Origin of the sequence: Burkholderia sp. FERM BP-3421 (assembly GCF_028657905.1) — a bacterium.
Classification (GTDB): Bacteria; Pseudomonadota; Gammaproteobacteria; order Burkholderiales; family Burkholderiaceae; genus Burkholderia.
This window is the reverse complement of the sequence record NZ_CP117782.1, coordinates 1-17,315: the sequence shown is the minus strand read 5'-3', so window position 1 is coordinate 17,315 and position 17,315 is coordinate 1. Positions and strand designations below refer to the sequence as shown.

At 69.3% G+C, this 17,315-nt stretch carries 12 protein-coding genes; 5 read left to right on the top strand and 7 right to left on the bottom strand.

Annotation, left to right across the window (positions count from 1 at the left end; all coding sequences use genetic code 11):
- Nucleotides 1–13 precede the first annotated feature (13 nt).
- Entirely contained in the window at nt 14–184 is a 171-nt protein-coding gene (locus Bsp3421_RS16185; protein ID WP_006400971.1) for a rubredoxin, read from the bottom strand.
- Between the two features lie 222 nt (nt 185–406).
- Here Bsp3421_RS16185 and Bsp3421_RS16180 point away from each other — a divergent pair, with 222 nt between their 5' ends.
- Nucleotides 407–1,276 carry a hydroxymethylpyrimidine/phosphomethylpyrimidine kinase family protein gene (locus tag Bsp3421_RS16180; RefSeq protein WP_274001462.1) on the top strand — a complete coding sequence of 290 codons (870 nt, stop codon included), beginning with the start codon at nt 407–409 and terminating at the stop codon, nt 1,274–1,276.
- Nucleotides 1,277–1,415: 139 nt separating this feature from the next.
- On the opposite strand, the gene groL is transcribed toward Bsp3421_RS16180, so the two are convergent.
- The 3 genes from groL to Bsp3421_RS16165 form a co-directional block, all read right to left on the bottom strand.
- A complete protein-coding gene (gene groL / locus Bsp3421_RS16175; protein ID WP_274001461.1) occupies nt 1,416–3,056 on the bottom strand; it encodes a chaperonin GroEL in 1,641 nt (546 codons plus the stop codon).
- Nucleotides 3,057–3,103: 47 nt separating this feature from the next.
- Nucleotides 3,104–3,397 carry a co-chaperone GroES gene (groES, locus tag Bsp3421_RS16170; protein ID WP_274001460.1) on the bottom strand — a complete coding sequence of 98 codons (294 nt, stop codon included), beginning with the start codon at nt 3,395–3,397 and terminating at the stop codon, nt 3,104–3,106.
- Between the two features lie 310 nt (nt 3,398–3,707).
- Nucleotides 3,708–4,328 carry a hypothetical protein gene (locus tag Bsp3421_RS16165; protein WP_274001459.1) on the bottom strand — a complete coding sequence of 207 codons (621 nt, stop codon included), beginning with the start codon at nt 4,326–4,328 and terminating at the stop codon, nt 3,708–3,710.
- Between the two features lie 219 nt (nt 4,329–4,547).
- Between Bsp3421_RS16165 and Bsp3421_RS16160 the strand changes: the two genes are divergently transcribed.
- From Bsp3421_RS16160 to Bsp3421_RS16150, 3 genes are all read left to right on the top strand, one after another.
- On the top strand, nt 4,548–7,589 hold the full coding sequence (locus tag Bsp3421_RS16160; RefSeq protein ID WP_274001458.1) for a transglycosylase domain-containing protein: 3,042 nt from the start codon (nt 4,548–4,550) through the stop codon (nt 7,587–7,589).
- A gap of 89 nt (nt 7,590–7,678) precedes the next feature.
- A complete protein-coding gene (locus tag Bsp3421_RS16155; protein ID WP_274001457.1) occupies nt 7,679–8,317 on the top strand; it encodes a DUF2239 family protein in 639 nt (212 codons plus the stop codon).
- A 106-nt stretch (nt 8,318–8,423) separates the two neighbouring features.
- Nucleotides 8,424–9,797 (top strand): MATE family efflux transporter, encoded by a 1,374-nt coding sequence (locus Bsp3421_RS16150; protein ID WP_274001456.1) that lies wholly within the window; start codon nt 8,424–8,426, stop codon nt 9,795–9,797.
- A gap of 55 nt (nt 9,798–9,852) precedes the next feature.
- Here Bsp3421_RS16150 and dhaL read toward each other — a convergent pair whose 3' ends face one another.
- The gene (gene dhaL, locus Bsp3421_RS16145; RefSeq protein ID WP_274001455.1) at nt 9,853–11,562 is read right to left on the bottom strand and encodes a dihydroxyacetone kinase subunit DhaL; all 1,710 of its coding nucleotides are present in this window, start codon (nt 11,560–11,562) and stop codon (nt 9,853–9,855) included.
- 314 nt (nt 11,563–11,876) lie between these two features.
- On the opposite strand from dhaL, the gene Bsp3421_RS16140 reads away from it, so the two are divergent.
- Nucleotides 11,877–13,112, top strand: a complete 1,236-nt coding sequence (locus Bsp3421_RS16140) for a peptidoglycan DD-metalloendopeptidase family protein (protein WP_274001454.1) — start codon at nt 11,877–11,879, stop codon at nt 13,110–13,112.
- A gap of 123 nt (nt 13,113–13,235) precedes the next feature.
- Here Bsp3421_RS16140 and Bsp3421_RS16135 read toward each other — a convergent pair whose 3' ends face one another.
- Both Bsp3421_RS16135 and Bsp3421_RS16130 read right to left on the bottom strand, forming a co-directional pair.
- On the bottom strand, nt 13,236–16,286 hold the full coding sequence (locus tag Bsp3421_RS16135) for a beta strand repeat-containing protein (protein WP_274001453.1): 3,051 nt from the start codon (nt 16,284–16,286) through the stop codon (nt 13,236–13,238).
- Nucleotides 16,287–16,889: 603 nt separating this feature from the next.
- On the bottom strand, nt 16,890–17,315 hold the full coding sequence (locus Bsp3421_RS16130) for a winged helix-turn-helix transcriptional regulator (RefSeq protein WP_274001452.1): 426 nt from the start codon (nt 17,313–17,315) through the stop codon (nt 16,890–16,892).

Sequence of the window (17,315 nt, the reverse complement as noted above, 5' to 3'; positions counted from 1 at the left end):
CGGCGCAAGACGGTCAGATCTGCACCATCTCGAAGTCTTCCTTGCGCGCGCCGCATTCCGGGCAGGTCCAATTGATGGGAACGTCTTCCCAGCGTGTGCCCGGGGCAATGCCCTCGTCCGGCAAGCCTGCCTCTTCGTCGTAAATCCAACCGCAGATCAGGCACATCCAGCTTTTATATTCCATCTTAAGCCGTGTAAGGAAAGTCCGTTGATTTGAGAGCCATGATGGTACCGTGTCGGGGCCGGACTGCCTAGCAATCCGCCTCGACGCGCGGCGCTTCGTTGCGGTGCGATAAAAAAACCCGGTCGGCCCGCCTGATTCGGCCGCATAATGCCGACAGGATGCCCATGCTTGGTGCGTCCCGCCGTTGTCCTGCCTGTCCGTTTTTTCTTGCCCCATTTTTCCATGTCCAGCAATGCCCCCCCGATCGTCCTCTCCTTCGGCTTGTCCGATCCGACTGGCGGCTCCGGCCTGCAGGCCGACCTGCTGACGCTGGCGAGCATGGGTTGCCACGGCGTGTCGGTCCTGACGGGCTATACCGTGCGCGATTCCGCCGCCTGCGACGAAGTGACCGGGCTCGATCCCGACACCGTCGCCGCGCAGGCGCGCATGCTGCTCGAAGACATGCCGGTGGCCGCGTTCAAGATCGGCGCCGCGACCCGCGCGGAAGTCGTGAGCGCGATCGCCGAGGTGGTCGCCGACTACGACGGCGTGCCGCTCGTACTCGCGCCGGATTTCACGCTCGACGACGAGCACGTGCTCGCGGCCGACGACCTGCGCGAATCGATCGCCGACCTGCTCGCGCCGCAGACCACGCTGCTCGTCGCCGACCACGCGACGCTGATCGCGCTCGCGCAGCCGGACGGCGACGCCGAAGCGCCGAATCTCGACGCCGCGATCTCGCACCTGCTGGCGCAGGGTTGCGAATACATCCTGGCGACCGAGACCGGCTCGCACCGCCTCGTCAACACGCTGTACGGCGAGGAAGGCCAGATCCGGCAGGATCTGTGGGAGCGCACGCCGCACCGGTTGATGGGCGTCACCGATACGCTCGGCGCGGCGATCGCCGCGCTGCTCGCGAACGGGCAGGAACCGCCCGAGGCGGTGCGCGAGGCGCAGGAGTACCTGTATCAGGCCACGCGCGACGCGTTCCGTCCCGGCATGGGCGCGTATCTGCCGGATCGCTTCTTCTGGGCGCGCAGCAACGAGGACGAAGCGCTGCTGCAACCCGCCGCCACCCGGCCGACCGCGGCCGGCAAGAGCGCGCCGGGCTGAACGCGGCGGCGCGCCCGCCCCGGCCGCCGGCGCGGTGCACGATCCGTCGGCCCCAATAAAAAACCCGCATCGCTGCGGGTTTTTTATTGGGTGAACGCGCGTCGCCGCGCGTTCCTCAATGCAAGCGGCGTAACGCCGATTACATATCCATGCCCATGCCGCCCATGCCGCCCGGCATGCCGCCAGGCATCGGTGCGTCTTCCTTCGGCAGCTCGGCAACCGCTGCGTCCGTCGTCAGCAGCAGGCCCGCGACCGATGCCGCGTTTTGCAGCGCGGTGCGCGTCACCTTGGTCGGGTCGACCACGCCGGCTTCCACCAGGTCGCCGTACTCGCCCGTTGCCGCGTTGTAGCCGTAGTTGCCCTTGCCCGCTGCAACTGCCGCCACCACGACGCTCGCCTCTTCGCCACCGTTCGTGACGATCTGGCGCAGCGGCTCTTCCATCGCGCGCAGCACGATCTTGATACCGGCGTTCTGGTCGGCGTTGATGCCCGTCAGGCCCGCGATCGCGGTGCGCGCGCGGATCAGCGCGACGCCGCCGCCGGCCACGATGCCTTCTTCCACAGCTGCGCGCGTGGCGTGCAGTGCGTCTTCGACACGTGCCTTCTTTTCCTTCATTTCGACTTCGGTCGCAGCGCCGACCTTGATCACTGCCACGCCGCCGGCCAGCTTGGCCACGCGCTCTTGCAGCTTTTCACGGTCGTAGTCCGACGTCGCTTCTTCGATCTGCGCACGCACTTGCTTCACGCGCGCTTCGATGTTCACGGCTTCGCCTGCGCCGTCGATGATCGTCGTGTTTTCCTTGCCCACTTCGATGCGCTTCGCCTGGCCCAGTTCAGCCAGCGTCGCCTTCTCGAGCGTCAGGCCGGTTTCTTCCGCCACCACTTGACCGCCGGTCAGGATCGCGATGTCTTCCAGCATCGCCTTGCGACGATCGCCGAAGCCCGGCGCCTTGACCGCAACAGTCTTCAGGATGCCGCGGATGTTGTTCACGACCAGCGTCGCGAGCGCTTCGCCTTCGACGTCTTCCGCGATGATCAGCAGCGGACGGCCAGCCTTCGCGACTTGCTCGAGCACCGGCAGCAGATCACGGATGTTCGACACCTTCTTGTCGTGCAGCAGCACGAACGGGTTGTCGAGGACGGCGACTTGCTTGTCCGGGTTGTTGATGAAGTACGGCGACAGGTAGCCGCGGTCGAATTGCATGCCTTCGACGACGTCCAGCTCGTCGGCCAGCGACTTGCCGTCTTCGACGGTGATCACGCCTTCCTTGCCGACCTTGTCCATCGCTTCAGCGATGCGATCGCCGATCGACGAATCGCTGTTCGCCGAGATCGAGCCGACCTGCGCGATTTCCTTGTTGGTCGTGCACGGCTTGCTGATCTTCTTCAGCTCTTCGACAGCCGCTGCGACTGCCTTGTCGATGCCGCGCTTCAGGTCCATCGGGTTCATGCCCGATGCGACGTACTTCATGCCTTCGCGAACGATCGATTGCGCGAGGACGGTTGCCGTCGTCGTGCCGTCGCCGGCGTTGTCGCTGGTCTTGGAAGCGACTTCCTTGACCATTTGCGCGCCCATGTTCTGGAGCTTGTCCTTCAGCTCGATTTCCTTCGCGACCGACACACCGTCCTTGGTGACCGTCGGGCCGCCGAAGCTGCGCTCGAGCACCACGTTGCGGCCCTTCGGACCCAGCGTGACCTTCACTGCGTTGGCGAGAATGTTCACGCCTTCGACCATCTTCGCGCGGGCGGAATCGCCGAATACGACGTCTTTAGCTGCCATCTTCTAACTCCTTGGGATTCTTTGAGAATGGGTACGTTGGCGAACGCTTACTTAGCGTTGACCACGGCCATGATGTCTTCTTCGCGCATCACGAGCAGTTCCTGACCGTCGACCTTGACGGTCTGGCCAGCGTACTTGCCGAACAGGATGCGATCGCCGACCTTCACGTCGAGCGCGATCTGCGCGCCCTTGTCGTCGCGCTTGCCCGGGCCGACGGCCAGGATTTCACCTTGATCCGGCTTTTCTGCAGCGGCTTCGGGGATCACGATGCCCGACGCGGTCTTGGTTTCCTGATCCAGACGCTTGACGATCACGCGATCGTGCAAAGGACGAAGGTTCATACTCACTCCTCTCTTGATTGAGACTGAAGAACGCTGAGGGAATCTGCCGGGCCGGAAGCCCGGCAGAGAATTGTTAGCACTCTAGTGCAGCGAGTGCTAATTATATGGACGGGTTTTGACAAATTCAAGAACCGCCCCAGGATCCTTCCCCGATCGGCCTGATCTCGCTCAATGCCCCGCCCGGCGGGCTTTCTGGCGATTTCGACGCACCGATGCCGCAGTGCGGAAAGTGTAACAGTTGCAAGGGTCGGATCCGATGAGCAGGTTCCCGCACCCTGAGCCGCCCCCGCGAGACCGGGGGGCCGCGGCCTCAGGACAGCGTGCAGACGAGCTTGGCGAGCTGACCATCCCACCCGAACTGGGCTTCGGCCGCGTGGATCCGGCGGCGCGCCGCCACCGACCGGTCCGCTTCCAGCGCGACCGCCTCGCGATGGATCTCGGGGCTCTGCGCCTCGAGCGCGGCGAGCCGCTGCGCGTTCGCCTGCGCGGCCGTCTCCGGGAACAGCTTCTCGCACGCGCGTGACAAGCCGATCATCTGCGCCGCCGGATCCCGGCCGGGGTCCGGGCTGTCGGCCGGCGCGAGCGAGGCGAGGCGCTCGGCGGCAGGCAGGCGGCGACGCGCGGCGTCCGCGACGGCCGCCGCGTGGTCCGCCGCGCGTGCGCCGGGCGGCGCGATGCCGGGCTGCGTCGCGAGTATCTGGCTGGCCATGGTGATGAAATCGTTTTCGCAGGCCACGCGATCGTCAGCCGCGCCTTTCCCGCAATAGTCGACAGCCTTCATATGAATCAGCGCCGCCTGCGGCGTCAGTTGCGCGTCGGTGAACGGGACGTCCGCCCGGCTCGCCGGCGTGCACGTCACGCAGGCAAGGGCGCACATCAGGGTTCGGGTGAAATAGTGCATCGGATTGGCAAGCTGGGCGAACCGGCTCAAACAGCGCGCCCGACGCGAACGCACGGGCAACCGGCCGAAAAATGAACGGAACCAACAGCGGACGATGGTACCAATCCGCGCGCGCCATCCACAAGCCCGCCCACGACCGTCGACGCCTTCATGAACCCCGGGTCACTCCCGACCGTGGCATTTTCGGTTTGGCGACTACACTACGAAAGAGGATCCGGCACGCTCCGGTCCCTGCCGGGAGATGCCGCCATGAATCGGCCGCTGGTTCGGATTCCGCTCCGCTCGATCGGTGTTGCATCGATGCGGAAGCGTTGGTTGTGGTTGCTGGCGTTGAGCGTCATCACGCTCGCCGCCGTCGCGAAGCTGTGTCAGCTCGAACTCGAAAGTTCGCGGCTGCAGGCGCGCTACCTGTCCCGCTACGACCAGACGCTCGCCTATCAGCCCGGCGCCGGGCCGAGCAACGCGCTCCGCTTCCCCGGCGACGGCCCCTACGACCTGCGGCTCGGCTACACCGCGCTGCCCGCGATCGAGCAGCGCCTGCTATCGCGCGGCTTCATCGTCACGGCGCAGGCGCGGCAGTCGGACCGCATGCGCGCGCTCGCCGACGCCGGCCTGTTTCCCCCCTACGACGAAAAAGACCAGACCGGCCTCACGCTGCGCGACGCCACGGGCGCACCGCTCTACACGGCCCGCTACCCCGCGCGGATCTACCCGTCGTTCGACGCGATCCCGCCCGTCGTCGTCGCCGCGCTGCTGTATATCGAGGATCGCACGCTGCTCGACGCCGCCGCGCCTGAACGCAACCCCGCCCTCGACTGGGGACGTTTCGGCCGCGCGCTCGCCGATCAGGGCCTGCGTTTCGTCATGCCGCACCAGGCCACGCCCGGCGGCAGCACGCTCGCGACCCAGTTGGAGAAATTCCGTCACTCGCCGGGCGGCCGCACCGCGACGCCGCCGGAGAAGCTGCGGCAGATCGCGTCCGCGTCGCTGCGCGCGTACCTGCACGGGCCGCAAACCCTGCCCGCGCGCGAGGCGCTCGTCGCGCGCTACCTGAACGCGGTGCCGCTCGCCGCCCGTCCGCACCTCGGCGAAGTGATCGGTATCGGCGACGGTCTCGCCGCGTGGTACGACCGCGACTTCGACGAGGTCAACCGCCTGCTCGCCGCGCCCGCGACGCCCGACCAGCTCGCCGCGCAGGCGCTCGCGTTTCGCGAGGTGCTGTCGCTGCTGATCGCTCAGCGCGCGCCCTCCTATTACCTGCAGCGCGACTTCCCGGCGCTGCAGCGCCTGACCGACAGTTATCTGCGCCTGCTCGCCGCCAACGAGGTGATCACGCCGGCCCTGCGCGACGCGGCGCTCGGCGCGTCGATCGCGCTCAGTCCGGCGCCGGCGCGCGCGCCGGCCCAATCGTTCGTCACGCGCAAGGCCGTGACCTCCGCGCGCGCGCATCTGCTCGACGCGCTCGGGACGCCCGGTTTCTACGCGCTCGACCGGCTCGACCTCGACGCCACCGACACGCTCGACAACCGCGTGCAGCAGGCCGTGTCCGCGCGCCTCGCGGGCGTCGCGACGCGCGCGGGCGCGCAGGCGGCCGGCCTCTACGGCTTCGAGATGCTGCGCCCCGCCGACGATCCGTCGCACCTGACCTACAGCTTCACGCTGTACGAACGGCGCGGCGGCGCGAACCTGCTGCGCGTGCAGACGGACAGCGTCAACGAGCCGTTCGACATCAACCAGGGCGCGCGCCTCAATCTCGGCTCCACCGCGAAGCTGCGCACCCTCGTCACCTACCTGCGCATCATCGCGGCGCTGCATGCGCGCTACGCCCCGCTGTCCGCCGCCGAACGCGCCGGCTTGAAGCCCGATCCGTCGGATACGCTGACCCGCTGGGCGCTGTCCTACCTGGCCAGCGCGCGCGACCCGTCGCTGCCGGCCATGCTCGACGCGGCCATCGAACGCAAATACTCGGCGAGCGCCGGCGAGACCTTCTATACGGGCGGCGGCGCGCAAGCGTTCACCAATTTCGACAAGATCGACAACGGCCGGATCCTGACCGTGCACGCCGCGTTCACGCATTCGGTGAACCTCGTGTTCGTGCGGCTGATGCGCGACATCGTCCACTACGAGATGATCGAAACCTCCGGGCCCGCGTCGGCCTGGCTCGACGATCCCGCGGCCCGCGCGCGCTACCTGGACCGCTTCGTCGACGACGAGAGCCGCGTCTACGTGAAGCGTTTCTACACGCGCTACGCGGGCCGGACCGACGACGACGCGCTCGCCGCGATGCTGCGCAACGTGCGCAAATCGCCGCCGAAGATCGCCACGGTGCTGCGCAGCGTCGCGCCCGACGGCCCGCCCGCCTGGTTCGACGCCTGGATGCGCGCGACGCTCAAGGGCACGCCGGCCGCGACGCTGCCGGACGACGCGCTCGCCGCGCTGTACGCGAAGTACGGCGTCGATCGCTTCAACCTCAACGATCGCGGCTACATCGCGAGCGTGCATCCGCTCGCGCTGTGGACGCTCGCCTACCTGCGCGCGCATCCGGGCGCCACCCTCGACGACGTGGAGGGCGCCAGCAGCGACGTGCGGCGCACCACCTATTCGTGGCTCTACAAGACCCGCTATCACGCCACCCAGGACCGCCGCATCCGCCGCATGATCGAGCTGCGCGCCTACGATGCGATCGGCCGCGAATGGCGCGCGTACGGCTACCCGTTCGCCCATCTCACGCCGTCGCTCGCGGCCGCGATCGGCGCGTCCGGCGACCAGCCCGATGCGCTCGCGCACCTGATCGGGATGATCGCGAACGGCGGCAACGACGCCCCGACGCAAAGCATCACGCAGCTCACGTTCGCGCCGGACACGCCCTACGAAACGCGCTTCGCGCGCGCGCCGGCGCAGCCTCGCACGATGCTGCCGCCCGAGATCGTCGCCGTCGTGCGGCGCATGCTGCGCGACGTGGTGCTCGACGGCACCGCGCGGCGGCTCGCCTCCGGCCTCACGCTGCCCGACGGCAGGACCTTCGAGATCTACGGCAAGACCGGCACCGGCGACCAGCGCTTCAACGTCTATGCGCCGGGCGCGCGCCTCGTCGAATCGCGCAAGGTCAACCGCAGCGCCACCTTCGTGTTCGCGATCGGCGAGCGCTTCTTCGGCGTGCTGACCGCGTATGCCCACGAGCCCTACGCGGCGCGCTACGACTTCACGAGCGCGCTCGCGGTGCAATTGCTGAGATCGCTCGCCCCCGAGTTGCAGCCGCTGTTCACCCCGCCGCCCGCGCGGCATGCATGACGCGCCCCCTCAAAATAATACCCGGGTAATATTGCACCTCGAATAATACCCGGGTATTATTCGAACCATCCTGTTCCTCGGTGTCCGTCATGACTTCTCATTCCGCCTTTCCCGCCTACACGAGCTTCGCGGGCCACCGGCGTCTCGCCTCGGGCTCGTTGCAGGCCATCGCGCTCGCCACCCGGCACGCGCTCGATCGCGATGCCAATGCGTCGATCCTGATTTTCGACAACCGCACCGGCCGCTCGATCGACGTCGATACGCGTGGGCCGGACGAGGCGATCCGGGCGCGCTATCCCGACACGCCGGCGCCCGCTGGCGCGTCGGCGTCGGCAAGCGACGACGCCGACGCCGCGCCCGCCGCCCGCGGGCGCGGCCGGCCGAAGCTCGGCGTGATCGCGCGCGAAGTCACGCTGCTGCCGCGTCACTGGGAATGGCTCGCGACGCAGCCGGGCGGCGCCTCGGTCGCGCTGCGCAAGATGGTCGACGACGCCCGCCGCAAGCACGGCGAACGCGACCGCGCACGTCAGCAGCAGGAACGCGCGTATCACTTCATGTCGGCGCTCGCGGGCGACCTGCCCGGCTTCGAAGAGGCCACCCGCGCGCTGTTCGCGCGCGACGCGGCGCGCTTCGACGCCTGTATCGCCGGCTGGCCGCGCGATGTCCGCGAACACGCGGCATGGCTCGCGTCCGCGGTCGACGCCGACACGGCAGCGCCCGACGCCTGACCCGCGCGGCGCACGCGCGCCGCGCCCCCTTTCCCGTTCGTCACTTCACGCGACGTCGCGCGGTCCGCCGCGCGTCATGGCGTCGCTTTGCCCAAAGGAATCCCGCATGTCCACCCGGACCACCCTCGCCCCGCCGCCCGTGCGGCCTTTATGGAAAACCTATCTGGCGATCCTGTTGCCGATGATGCTGACCAATCTGCTGCAATCCGCCGCCGGCACGATCGACGGTCTCTACCTCGGGCAGATGCTCGGCGTCGATGCGATCGCCGCGGTCTCCGCGTTCTTTCCGGTGTTCTTCCTGCTGCTCTCGATCATCATCGGCCTCAGCACCGGCGCGACGATCCTGATCGGCCACGCGTGGGGCGCGGGCGATCTGCCGAAGGTGCGCGCGATCGCCGGCACCGCGCTCGCGCTGATGCTCTGCGTGGGCGTCGTGATCGCGATCGGCGGCGGCTTCGGCGCCGCGTCGCTGATGCGTTGGCTCGGCACGCCCGCCAACGTGCTCGACGAGGCGAGCCGCTATGCGACGCTGATGCTGGCCGGCATGCCCATCGTGCTGCTGATGTGGCTCACCACCTCGATGAGCCGCGGCGTCGGCGACGCGGTCACGCCGCTGCGCACGCTCGCGTTCGCCACGGTGCTCTCGCTCGCGTGCACGCCGGCGCTGATCCGCGGCTGGTTCGGCCTGCCGCGCCTCGGCGTCGCGAGCGCCGCGGTATCGACGCTCGCGGCCTTCACGCTCGCGCTGCTCTGGACCGCGTGGCACTGGCGTCGCCGCCGGCATCCGCTCGCGCCTGACCACGCGCTGCTGCGGAACCTGCGCATCGAGCCGGCCATCGCCGCGAAGATGTTGCGGATCGGCGTGCCCGCCGCGCTGCAGATGCTGACGATGGCGCTCGCCGAATTCGCCTTGCTCGGCCTCGTGAACCGTCACGGATCGGATGCGACCGCGGCTTATGGCGCGGTCACGCAAGTGATGAGCTGGATTCAGCTGCCGGCGATGTCGCTCGGCATCACGACGACGATCCTCGCGTCGCACGCCATCGGCGCGGGCCGCGCGGAACGGATCGGCGCGATCGTCGGCACCGGCCTGCGGCTCAATCTGCTGTTCACCGGAAGTATCGTGGCCCTGGTGCACGGCTGCGCGCCGTGGCTCGTCGGCGCGTTCCTGACCGCGCCGGAAGTGGTTGCGCGCGCACTCGATCTGCTGCACATCGTCGCCTGGAGCGTGGTCGTGCTCGGCTGCGCGAACGTGCTGGTCGGCGCGATGCGTGCCAGCGGCGCAGTCGCCGGTCCGACCGCGCTCGCGATCGGCGCGATCCTGTGCATCGAATTGCCGCTCGCGTTCTGGCTGAACGCCCGGGTCGGATTAGCCGGCATCTGGTGGGCCTGCGCGACGACCTTCATCGCCATGCTCCTGCTGCAAACCCTGTACTACCGCCTGGTCTGGCCGCGCCGCCGTATCGTGCGGCTCGCCTGAGGCGCTTCGAGCCGTCGCGCGGACGCGTGCAGCATGCACCCGCGCGACGTCATGCTCAGCCCACCAGCGCGTCGCGCACCGCCGCGAGCCACAGGCCGACCGCGTGCGCGCCCGGATCGGCATGCCCGAGCGCCCGCTCGCCGATATAGCTGGAGCGGCCGCGGCGCGGCGTCATCGACGCGGTGCGCGCCGCGCCCGCCTCGGCCGCCTCGACCGCCGCGCGCAAGGCGGCCGCCGTGTCGACGGCCCGCGCCTCGAGCGCCGTGCGCAATGCATCGGCCGCCGGCTGCAACGCATCGACCATGGTGCGGTCGCCGGGCCGCGCGCCGCCCAATTCCATCACGCCATCGACAGCCGCCGAGAAGGCGCGCGCCCAGGCATGCGCATCGGGTTCGCGCACGCCGTCGAGCGCGGCGGCGGCGCGCATCAGCATGATCGCGTACAGCGGACCGGACGTGCCGCCGACCACGCGCCGGATCGTCGCCGACATCTCGCGCAGCACGGCCGCGGGCAGTTCGGCCGACGGCCAATCGTCGAGCGCATCGCGCATCGCGTGCGACGCGCGTGACAGGCTGATGCCGAGATCGCCGTCGCCGACGCGCTGATCCATCTCGGTCAGCAATGCCTCCGACGCCAGCAGGCTCGTGCACACGGCCTCGATCGCGCGCCGCAGCGCCGCGTCGCGCGCGAGCCGCGCCTCGGCCGACTGCGCGCGCGGCGCGGCGGGCGCCGCCTTCGCGACCACCGCCGCGAGCGCGCCGCCATGCACAGGCCACGCGCTCGTGCGCGAAGCCGCATCGAGTCGCGCGAGCCGCGCGTCGTCGAGCCGCAGCACGGTCAGCGACACGCCCGCCATCTCCAGCGCGCTCAGGAACGTGCCGGCCCACGCGCGCTCGACCCGCAGGCCGAGACGATCCAGCTCGCGCAGCGCGGCGGCCGCGACGATGTCGAGTTCGCTCGCGGGTGTGCCGCCGAGATTATTGACGAGCAGCGCGACGCGCTCGCCGCGCGCCGGGGCGAGATCCGTCACGATCCGGTCGAGCAGGCGCGCGACGATCGCATCCGCCGGTTCGAGCGCACCGCGCTCGACGCCCGCCTCGCCATGAATGCCGAGCCCCCATTCGATCTCGCCGTCGGCGAGCGAGAAGCCGGGCTTGCCCGCCGCCGGCACCGTGCACGGCGTGAGCGCGACGCCCATCGTGCCGAGCGCGGCGGCCGCGTCGCGCGCCGCCTGCGCGACCTCGGCGAGCGGCCGGCCCTCGGCCGCCGCCGCGCCGGCGATCTTGTGCACCAGCACCGTGCCCGCGAGGCCGCGCCGCCCCGCATGCTCGCCTCGCGCCGACAGCGCGACGTCGTCGGCGACCACCACCATCTCGACCGGGATGCCCTCCGCGCGCGCGATCTCCGCCGCGAGGCCGAAGTTGAGGCGGTCGCCCGTATAGTTCTTCACGATCAGCAGCACGCCCGCCGGACCCGCGACCGCGCGGATCGCATCGAGCACCGCGTCCGTCGACGGCGACGTGAACACCTCGCCCGCCACCGCCGCGCTCAGCATGCCCAGCCCGACATAACCGCCGTGCGCCGGCTCGTGGCCTGCGCCGCCGCCCGAGATCAGCGCGACCTCGCCGCGCGCGGCCGCCGCGTCGGCATCCGCGCGCACCACGATCGTCGTGTCCTGCAGCAACGACAGGTGCGGATTCAGCGCGACGAGGCCGTTCAGCATGTCGGGCACCACCGTACCCACATCGTTGATCAGTTTCTTCATGTTGGTCCTCTCAGGGCACTCTGCCCAATATCATTCGTATCGTCCTGGCATGGAGCCCGGAGGCGCGTCGCGCTGCGCATCCGGGTGCCTGCACTATAAGACTTTACGACACGACCCAGGCGATCGTTTCCTCTCACGCACCCTCGACACAAACGCGCAAACGTGCGCGCCGAAACAATCGGCGCGATCGCCGGGCAATGGATGCGGTGTCGCACGATTTCCTTCGCCGAAGGTTTACTTTTTCGCAAATCTCGCTATGGTTACCAAACCGTAAGGATTCCGATTTATCCCACCCTCATCGACCAGGAGACCGCATGATCACGCGCCGCGCTCACCGTGCTTCCCGATATCTCGTCATCCCGCTGCTCGCGGTCTGCCTGCAGGGCGGCGCCGCGATGGCCGCCGATGCCGACGTCGCGCTTCAGCAGGCGGCCCGGCAGGCGTTTTCGACGCGGCTCGGCAAACAGGCGCCCACCCTGGCCACAGCAGGGCAGGATGCCCTGGTCGAGACGATCCGCGTCACGCCCGACGGCGACTGGGTGCTGGGCGCCGCCACGCAGATCGTTCCCGACGGCGTGGCGGCCGACCCCGTCAGCAAGCTGTTCGTCGCGCGGCGCGCGCAGGGTGCATGGCGGGTCGGCGTCGAAGGCGACGCAACCTACGCGGCGCTGCTGGGCGCGGCGCCCGCCGCGCTGGTCGGCCCCGCCGAACGCGCGCAGCTCGATCCGCGACGCGGCGCGGCCGGCGGGCAACCGAAGGCCGCCCCCGGACAGACCGGACTCGCGCTGCCGTGGCAACGCGACACCGCGTGGTACTGGACCGGCGGCGCGCACGGCTGGAGCGGAGAAAGCCGTCCGTACAACTCGCTCGACTTCTCGGGCGGCGACGGTCGTGTACTCGCGGCGCGCGACGCATACCTGTACAGAAGTTGCGAGCGCAACGGCAGCGCGATCGTCAAGCTCGTTCATGACAACGGCTACGAGACCACCTACTACCACATGGAGCAGCTCGCTCAGGTCGCGAACGGCGCGCGCATCCGCCAGGGCGACTACCTCGGCCGCATCGGCAACGCGCTGCCGTGCGGTGGGCAAACCACGGGCGCGCACGTGCATCTGTCCTTGAGCCAGGGCGGTACGGAAGTGCCGGTCAACGGCAAGACGATCGGCGGCTGGCAGTTCTTCGAGGGGCCCTCCGCGTACGGCGGCTACGCGGTACGGAACCAGCGCCGCGTCGGCGTACAGGCCGCGCTGACCAACTACGGCTCGGACGACAGCGGCGGCCCGCCCGAACCGGGCCGCACCGTCGACGCGCCGATCCGCGCGCCCGGCAACGTGAACCTGCGCGACGCGCCGTCGCTGTCCGCATCGGTCGTGGGCAGCGTGGCGAACGGCGCGACGGTGACGCTCGCGTGCTTCGCGTACGGCGATACGGTGCAGGGCAACTGGGGCGCGACGCGGCTGTGGTACCGGCTGAATTCGAACCAGTGGGTCTCCGACGGTTACGTCTATACCGGCAGCAACGATCCGGTCGTGCCGGCCTGCGCCAACTAGTCCGCGCGGGACGCCCCTCGAAAAAAGGCGGCATGACGTCATCGCCATGCCGCGGACCGACAGCCCATGCTGTCGGATAACGGTCAGCGGAACCCGGAGCGCCGGGCGCCGCTGACCAGCTGACTACTTCGGTACGCCGCTCGTCAGCGTCGATATGAGCGAGGTCACCGGGGCGAGCGGGCTGGCCGCCGTGCTGTTGCCATGCGCGGACGGATTCGTCACCGACACCGTCAGGCTCGGCAACGTCGCCGCGACGCCGCCGACCGCGGACCCGGTCGCGTTGGCGAGCGTGCCCACCGTCGAGCCGGTCGCCGTCGCGACCGTACCCAGTGCGGCCGCACCCGTGCCCGCCAGCGCACCGGTCGTGTTCGCCACCGCACCGAGCGCACCGCCCCCCGCCCCGAGCAGGCCGCCGGCCGAACCGGCCACCGAGCCGACCAGCGATGCCGTCGCGCCGCCGACCTGGCCGATCGACGCCGCGCCGCCGCCCGCGACGCTCGTCACGGCGCCCGCCACGGTATTGACGAGTCCGCCCGTCGCGCTCACGGCTGGCGGCAATGCGCCGGCCACGCCGCCCACCGCTCCCGTCACGCCGCCCACCGCGCCGTTCAGCGCACCGGCCGGCAACGCGCTGCCCAGGTTGCCGACGATGCTGGTGATCGGCGCAATCGGGTTGCTCGCCGCTGCGGTCACCGTATTGACGACGCTGGTCACCGCGCCTGTTACCGGCGCAAGCGCGCCGCCTGCGTTGCCGAGCGTGCCCGCCACCGTGCCCACCGCGCCGTTCAGTGCGCCGCCCGCGTTGGCGAGGGCGCCCGTTGCCGCGCCTACCGCGCCGCTCACGACACCGACCGGATTGCCGAGGTTGCCGACCGGCAGCGCGCTGCCCAAACTGCCGACAATGCTGGTGATCGGCGCAATCGGATTGCTCGCCGTCGCGGTCACCGTATTGACGACGCCGGTCACCGCGCCTGTTACCGGCGCGAGTGCGCCGCCCGCGTTGCCGAGCATGCCGGTCACCGTGCCGACGGCACCGTTCAACACGCCGCCGGTGTCGGCCAGCGCGCCCGTTGCGGTACCCAGCGCTCCGCTCAGTACGCCACCGGCGTTGGCCAGTGCTCCCGTTGCCGTGCTCAACCCACCAATCGGGTTCGCGCCGCTCAGCGTCCCGACTACCGTGTTCACCGCACCGGTCACCGGCGCAAGCAGGTCGCTGCCGCCGATGCCACCCAACGCGCCCGTCACTGTTCCAACCGCGCCATTCACTGCGCCCGTCGCCGTGCCGAGTGCGCCGTTCAACCCACCAATCGGGTTCGCACCGCTCAGCGTCCCGACTACCGTGTTCACCGCACCGGTCACCGGCGCAAGCGGGTCGCTGCCGCCGATGCCACCCAACGCGCCCGTCACCGTTCCAACCGCGCCATTCACTGCGCCCGTCGCCGTGCCGAGTGCGCCGTTCAACCCACCAATCGGGTTCGCACCGCTCAGCGTCCCGACTACCGTGTTCACCGCACCGGTCACCGGCGCAAGCGGGTCGCTGCCGCCGATGCCACCCAACGCGCCCGTCACCGTTCCAACCGCGCCATTCACTGCGCCCGTCGCCGTGCCGAGTGCGCCGTTCAACCCACCAATCGGGTTCGCACCGCTCAGCGTCCCGACTACCGTGTTCACCGCACCGGTCACCGGCGCAAGCGGGTCACCGCCTCCGATGCCACCCAATGCGCCCGTTACCGTTCCAACCGCGCCATTCACTGCGCCCGTCGCCGTGCCGAGTGCGCCGTTCAACCCACCAATCGGGTTCGCACCGCTCAGCGTCCCGACTACCGTGTTCACCGCACCGGTCACCGGCGCAAGCAGGTCACCGCCTCCGATGCCACCCAACGCGCCCGTCACCGTTCCAACCGCGCCATTCACTGCGCCCGTCGCCGTGCCGAGTGCGCCGTTCAACCCACCAATCGGGTTCGCACCGCTCAGCGTCCCGACTACCGTATTCACCGCACCGGTCACCGGCGCAAGCGGGTCACCGCCGCCGATGCCACCCAACGCGCCCGTCACCGTTCCAACCGCGCCATTCACCGCGCCCGTCGCCGTGCCGAGTGCGCCGTTCAACCCACCAATCGGGTTCGCGCCGCTCAGCGTCCCGACTACCGTGTTCACCGCACCGGTCACCGGCGCAAGCGGGTCACCGCCGCCGATGCCACCCAACGCGCCCGTCACCGTTCCAACCGCGCCATTCACTGCGCCCGTCGCCGTGCCGAGTGCGCCGCTCAACCCACCAATCGGATTCTCACCGCTCAGCGTGCCAACTACCGTGTTGACCGCACCCGTCACCGGCGCGAGCGGATCGCCGCCACTGCCGATGCTGCCGAGCGTGCCCGTCACCGCGCCAACCGCGCCATTCAACGCGCCCGTCACCGGTGCAAGCACGCCACCGCCACTGCCCACACCACCCAGCGCGCCTGTCACGCCACCGATCGCGCCATTCAACGCGCCCACCGGATTCGACGCGCCGAGCGTCCCGATCACCGTGTTGACCGCACCCGTCAGCGGCGCGAGCAGATTTCCTCCACCGCCCAGGCCGCCCAGCGCATTCGTCAGCGTTCCAAGCACGCCGTTCAATGCGCCGACCGGATTCACACCGCACAGGCTGCTGAACACCGTATTGACCGCCCCCGTCAGGGCCCCGAGCGGATTGCCGCCGACGCCCACCCCGCCCAGCACGCCGGTCACCGAGTTGATCGTTCCGTTCAGCACGCCCGCGGGACTCACACTGCCCAGCGTCCCGAGCACCGTATTGACGGTGCCCGTCAGCGCCCCTACTGCGCCGCCCAGCGCCTCTGTCAGCGGCTCGACCACCCCGCTGCCGTCGCCGATGCTGAGCGACGCGCTCGCGGAACCCGTCAGGCCCGCGCTGATGTCGATGCCCTGTCCGGCATCCGGATCGCCGAAGGCCACCGTGAAGCTGCCCGATCCCGCGCCGCCCAGGCTGATGCCGCCGCCCGCCGGCACGATGTCCGGCCCGCTTGCGCCCGCCGCGCTCACGCCGACGCCGCCGATTGCCCCCGGCAGCGTCAGGACATCCAGCGTGCCCGCATGAACCGGCGCGCCCCCCGCCAGTCCGAATGCCGCTGCAGCGGACAGCGCCAGATTCGTCAATTTGAAAGTTTTTTTCATGCTCGACCTCTCATGTCGGTTGGTATTAACCTGGATACCGCCCGGAGGTCACAGCATGGAGCGTGCCAATGGTGAAACCCATCGCACCGCCCGCTTTTTTGCCCATCGGAGCAAAGATAAGAACAATAAAATTGCGCATTGCGCCGCGCCGGCCGCCCGGCCGAGCAGCATTTCAGCTGCGCGTTCCCGGCGCCGTAACGTAACGACGCCCGTATCCGCCGTGACATCGGGACGCCGGAAAACGATTCCATCCGGCCTGTCTTGTCGATTAGTTATCCGGACAAGCTGGAACGGGAAACGGAAAAATATCGCGGGGCGCCTGACCCTCCAGCGGTTCATTGCAAACCGCACCCCGATTATTCGCGCGGCACCGGCCCGAATCGAGCATCGATCTTTTCGCGCACCACGGCACGCATGCCCCGGGCCGGTCCCACACGCATCCCATCGAATCGATTCAAGTCAATTCGATGAAAATCGGCGAGAAGCAGCAGGGAAGCACGACGTCAATCACATCGACCATCAATTCGCACGTCGAATCATGTCATGCGCTTCGACACAATGAAAACGCGCCGGCTCCACCGGCGCGCGCCACGTCACGCCCCGCTACACGGCCGCTTTCGGCCGCGCCTCGCGCTTCTTGCGTACGGTCCGCTCACCCGCCCGGAGCGCCTCGCCCGCCGCCTCACCCGACCCTTCGCCCAACCCGTGCGCACGATACGACTCGCCCCATTCCCGCAGGCTGATCAGCACCGGCGCAAGCGTTCGCCCAAACTCGGTCAGCTCATATTCGACCTTCGGCGGCACCTGCGGATAGACATGTCGGGCAACGATGCCGTCGGCTTCCAGCTCGCGCAACTGCAGCGTCAGCATGCGCTGCGTGGTGTTCGGCAGCAGGCGCGTCAGCTCCATGAAGCGCTTCTTCTCCTCCAGCAGGTGAAACAGGATCACCGGCTTCCACAGCCCGCCGATCACCGACAGCGTGACCTCGACCGCGCAACCGCTCTTGCTGTCCAGACGTTTGGGTCGCAT

Coding starts and splice junctions, on each gene's coding strand:
- Bsp3421_RS16185 (WP_006400971.1), bottom strand. CDS start 184: ATGGAATATAAAAGCTGGATGTGCCTGATCTGCGGTTGGATTTACGAC.
- Bsp3421_RS16180 (WP_274001462.1), top strand. CDS start 407: ATGTCCAGCAATGCCCCCCCGATCGTCCTCTCCTTCGGCTTGTCCGAT.
- groL (WP_274001461.1), bottom strand. CDS start 3,056: ATGGCAGCTAAAGACGTCGTATTCGGCGATTCCGCCCGCGCGAAGATG.
- groES (WP_274001460.1), bottom strand. CDS start 3,397: ATGAACCTTCGTCCTTTGCACGATCGCGTGATCGTCAAGCGTCTGGAT.
- Bsp3421_RS16160 (WP_274001458.1), top strand. CDS start 4,548: ATGAATCGGCCGCTGGTTCGGATTCCGCTCCGCTCGATCGGTGTTGCA.
- Bsp3421_RS16155 (WP_274001457.1), top strand. CDS start 7,679: ATGACTTCTCATTCCGCCTTTCCCGCCTACACGAGCTTCGCGGGCCAC.
- Bsp3421_RS16150 (WP_274001456.1), top strand. CDS start 8,424: ATGTCCACCCGGACCACCCTCGCCCCGCCGCCCGTGCGGCCTTTATGG.
- dhaL (WP_274001455.1), bottom strand. CDS start 11,562: ATGAAGAAACTGATCAACGATGTGGGTACGGTGGTGCCCGACATGCTG.
- Bsp3421_RS16140 (WP_274001454.1), top strand. CDS start 11,877: ATGATCACGCGCCGCGCTCACCGTGCTTCCCGATATCTCGTCATCCCG.
- Bsp3421_RS16135 (WP_274001453.1), bottom strand. CDS start 16,286: ATGAAAAAAACTTTCAAATTGACGAATCTGGCGCTGTCCGCTGCAGCG.
- Bsp3421_RS16130 (WP_274001452.1), bottom strand. CDS start 17,315: ATGCGACCCAAACGTCTGGACAGCAAGAGCGGTTGCGCGGTCGAGGTC.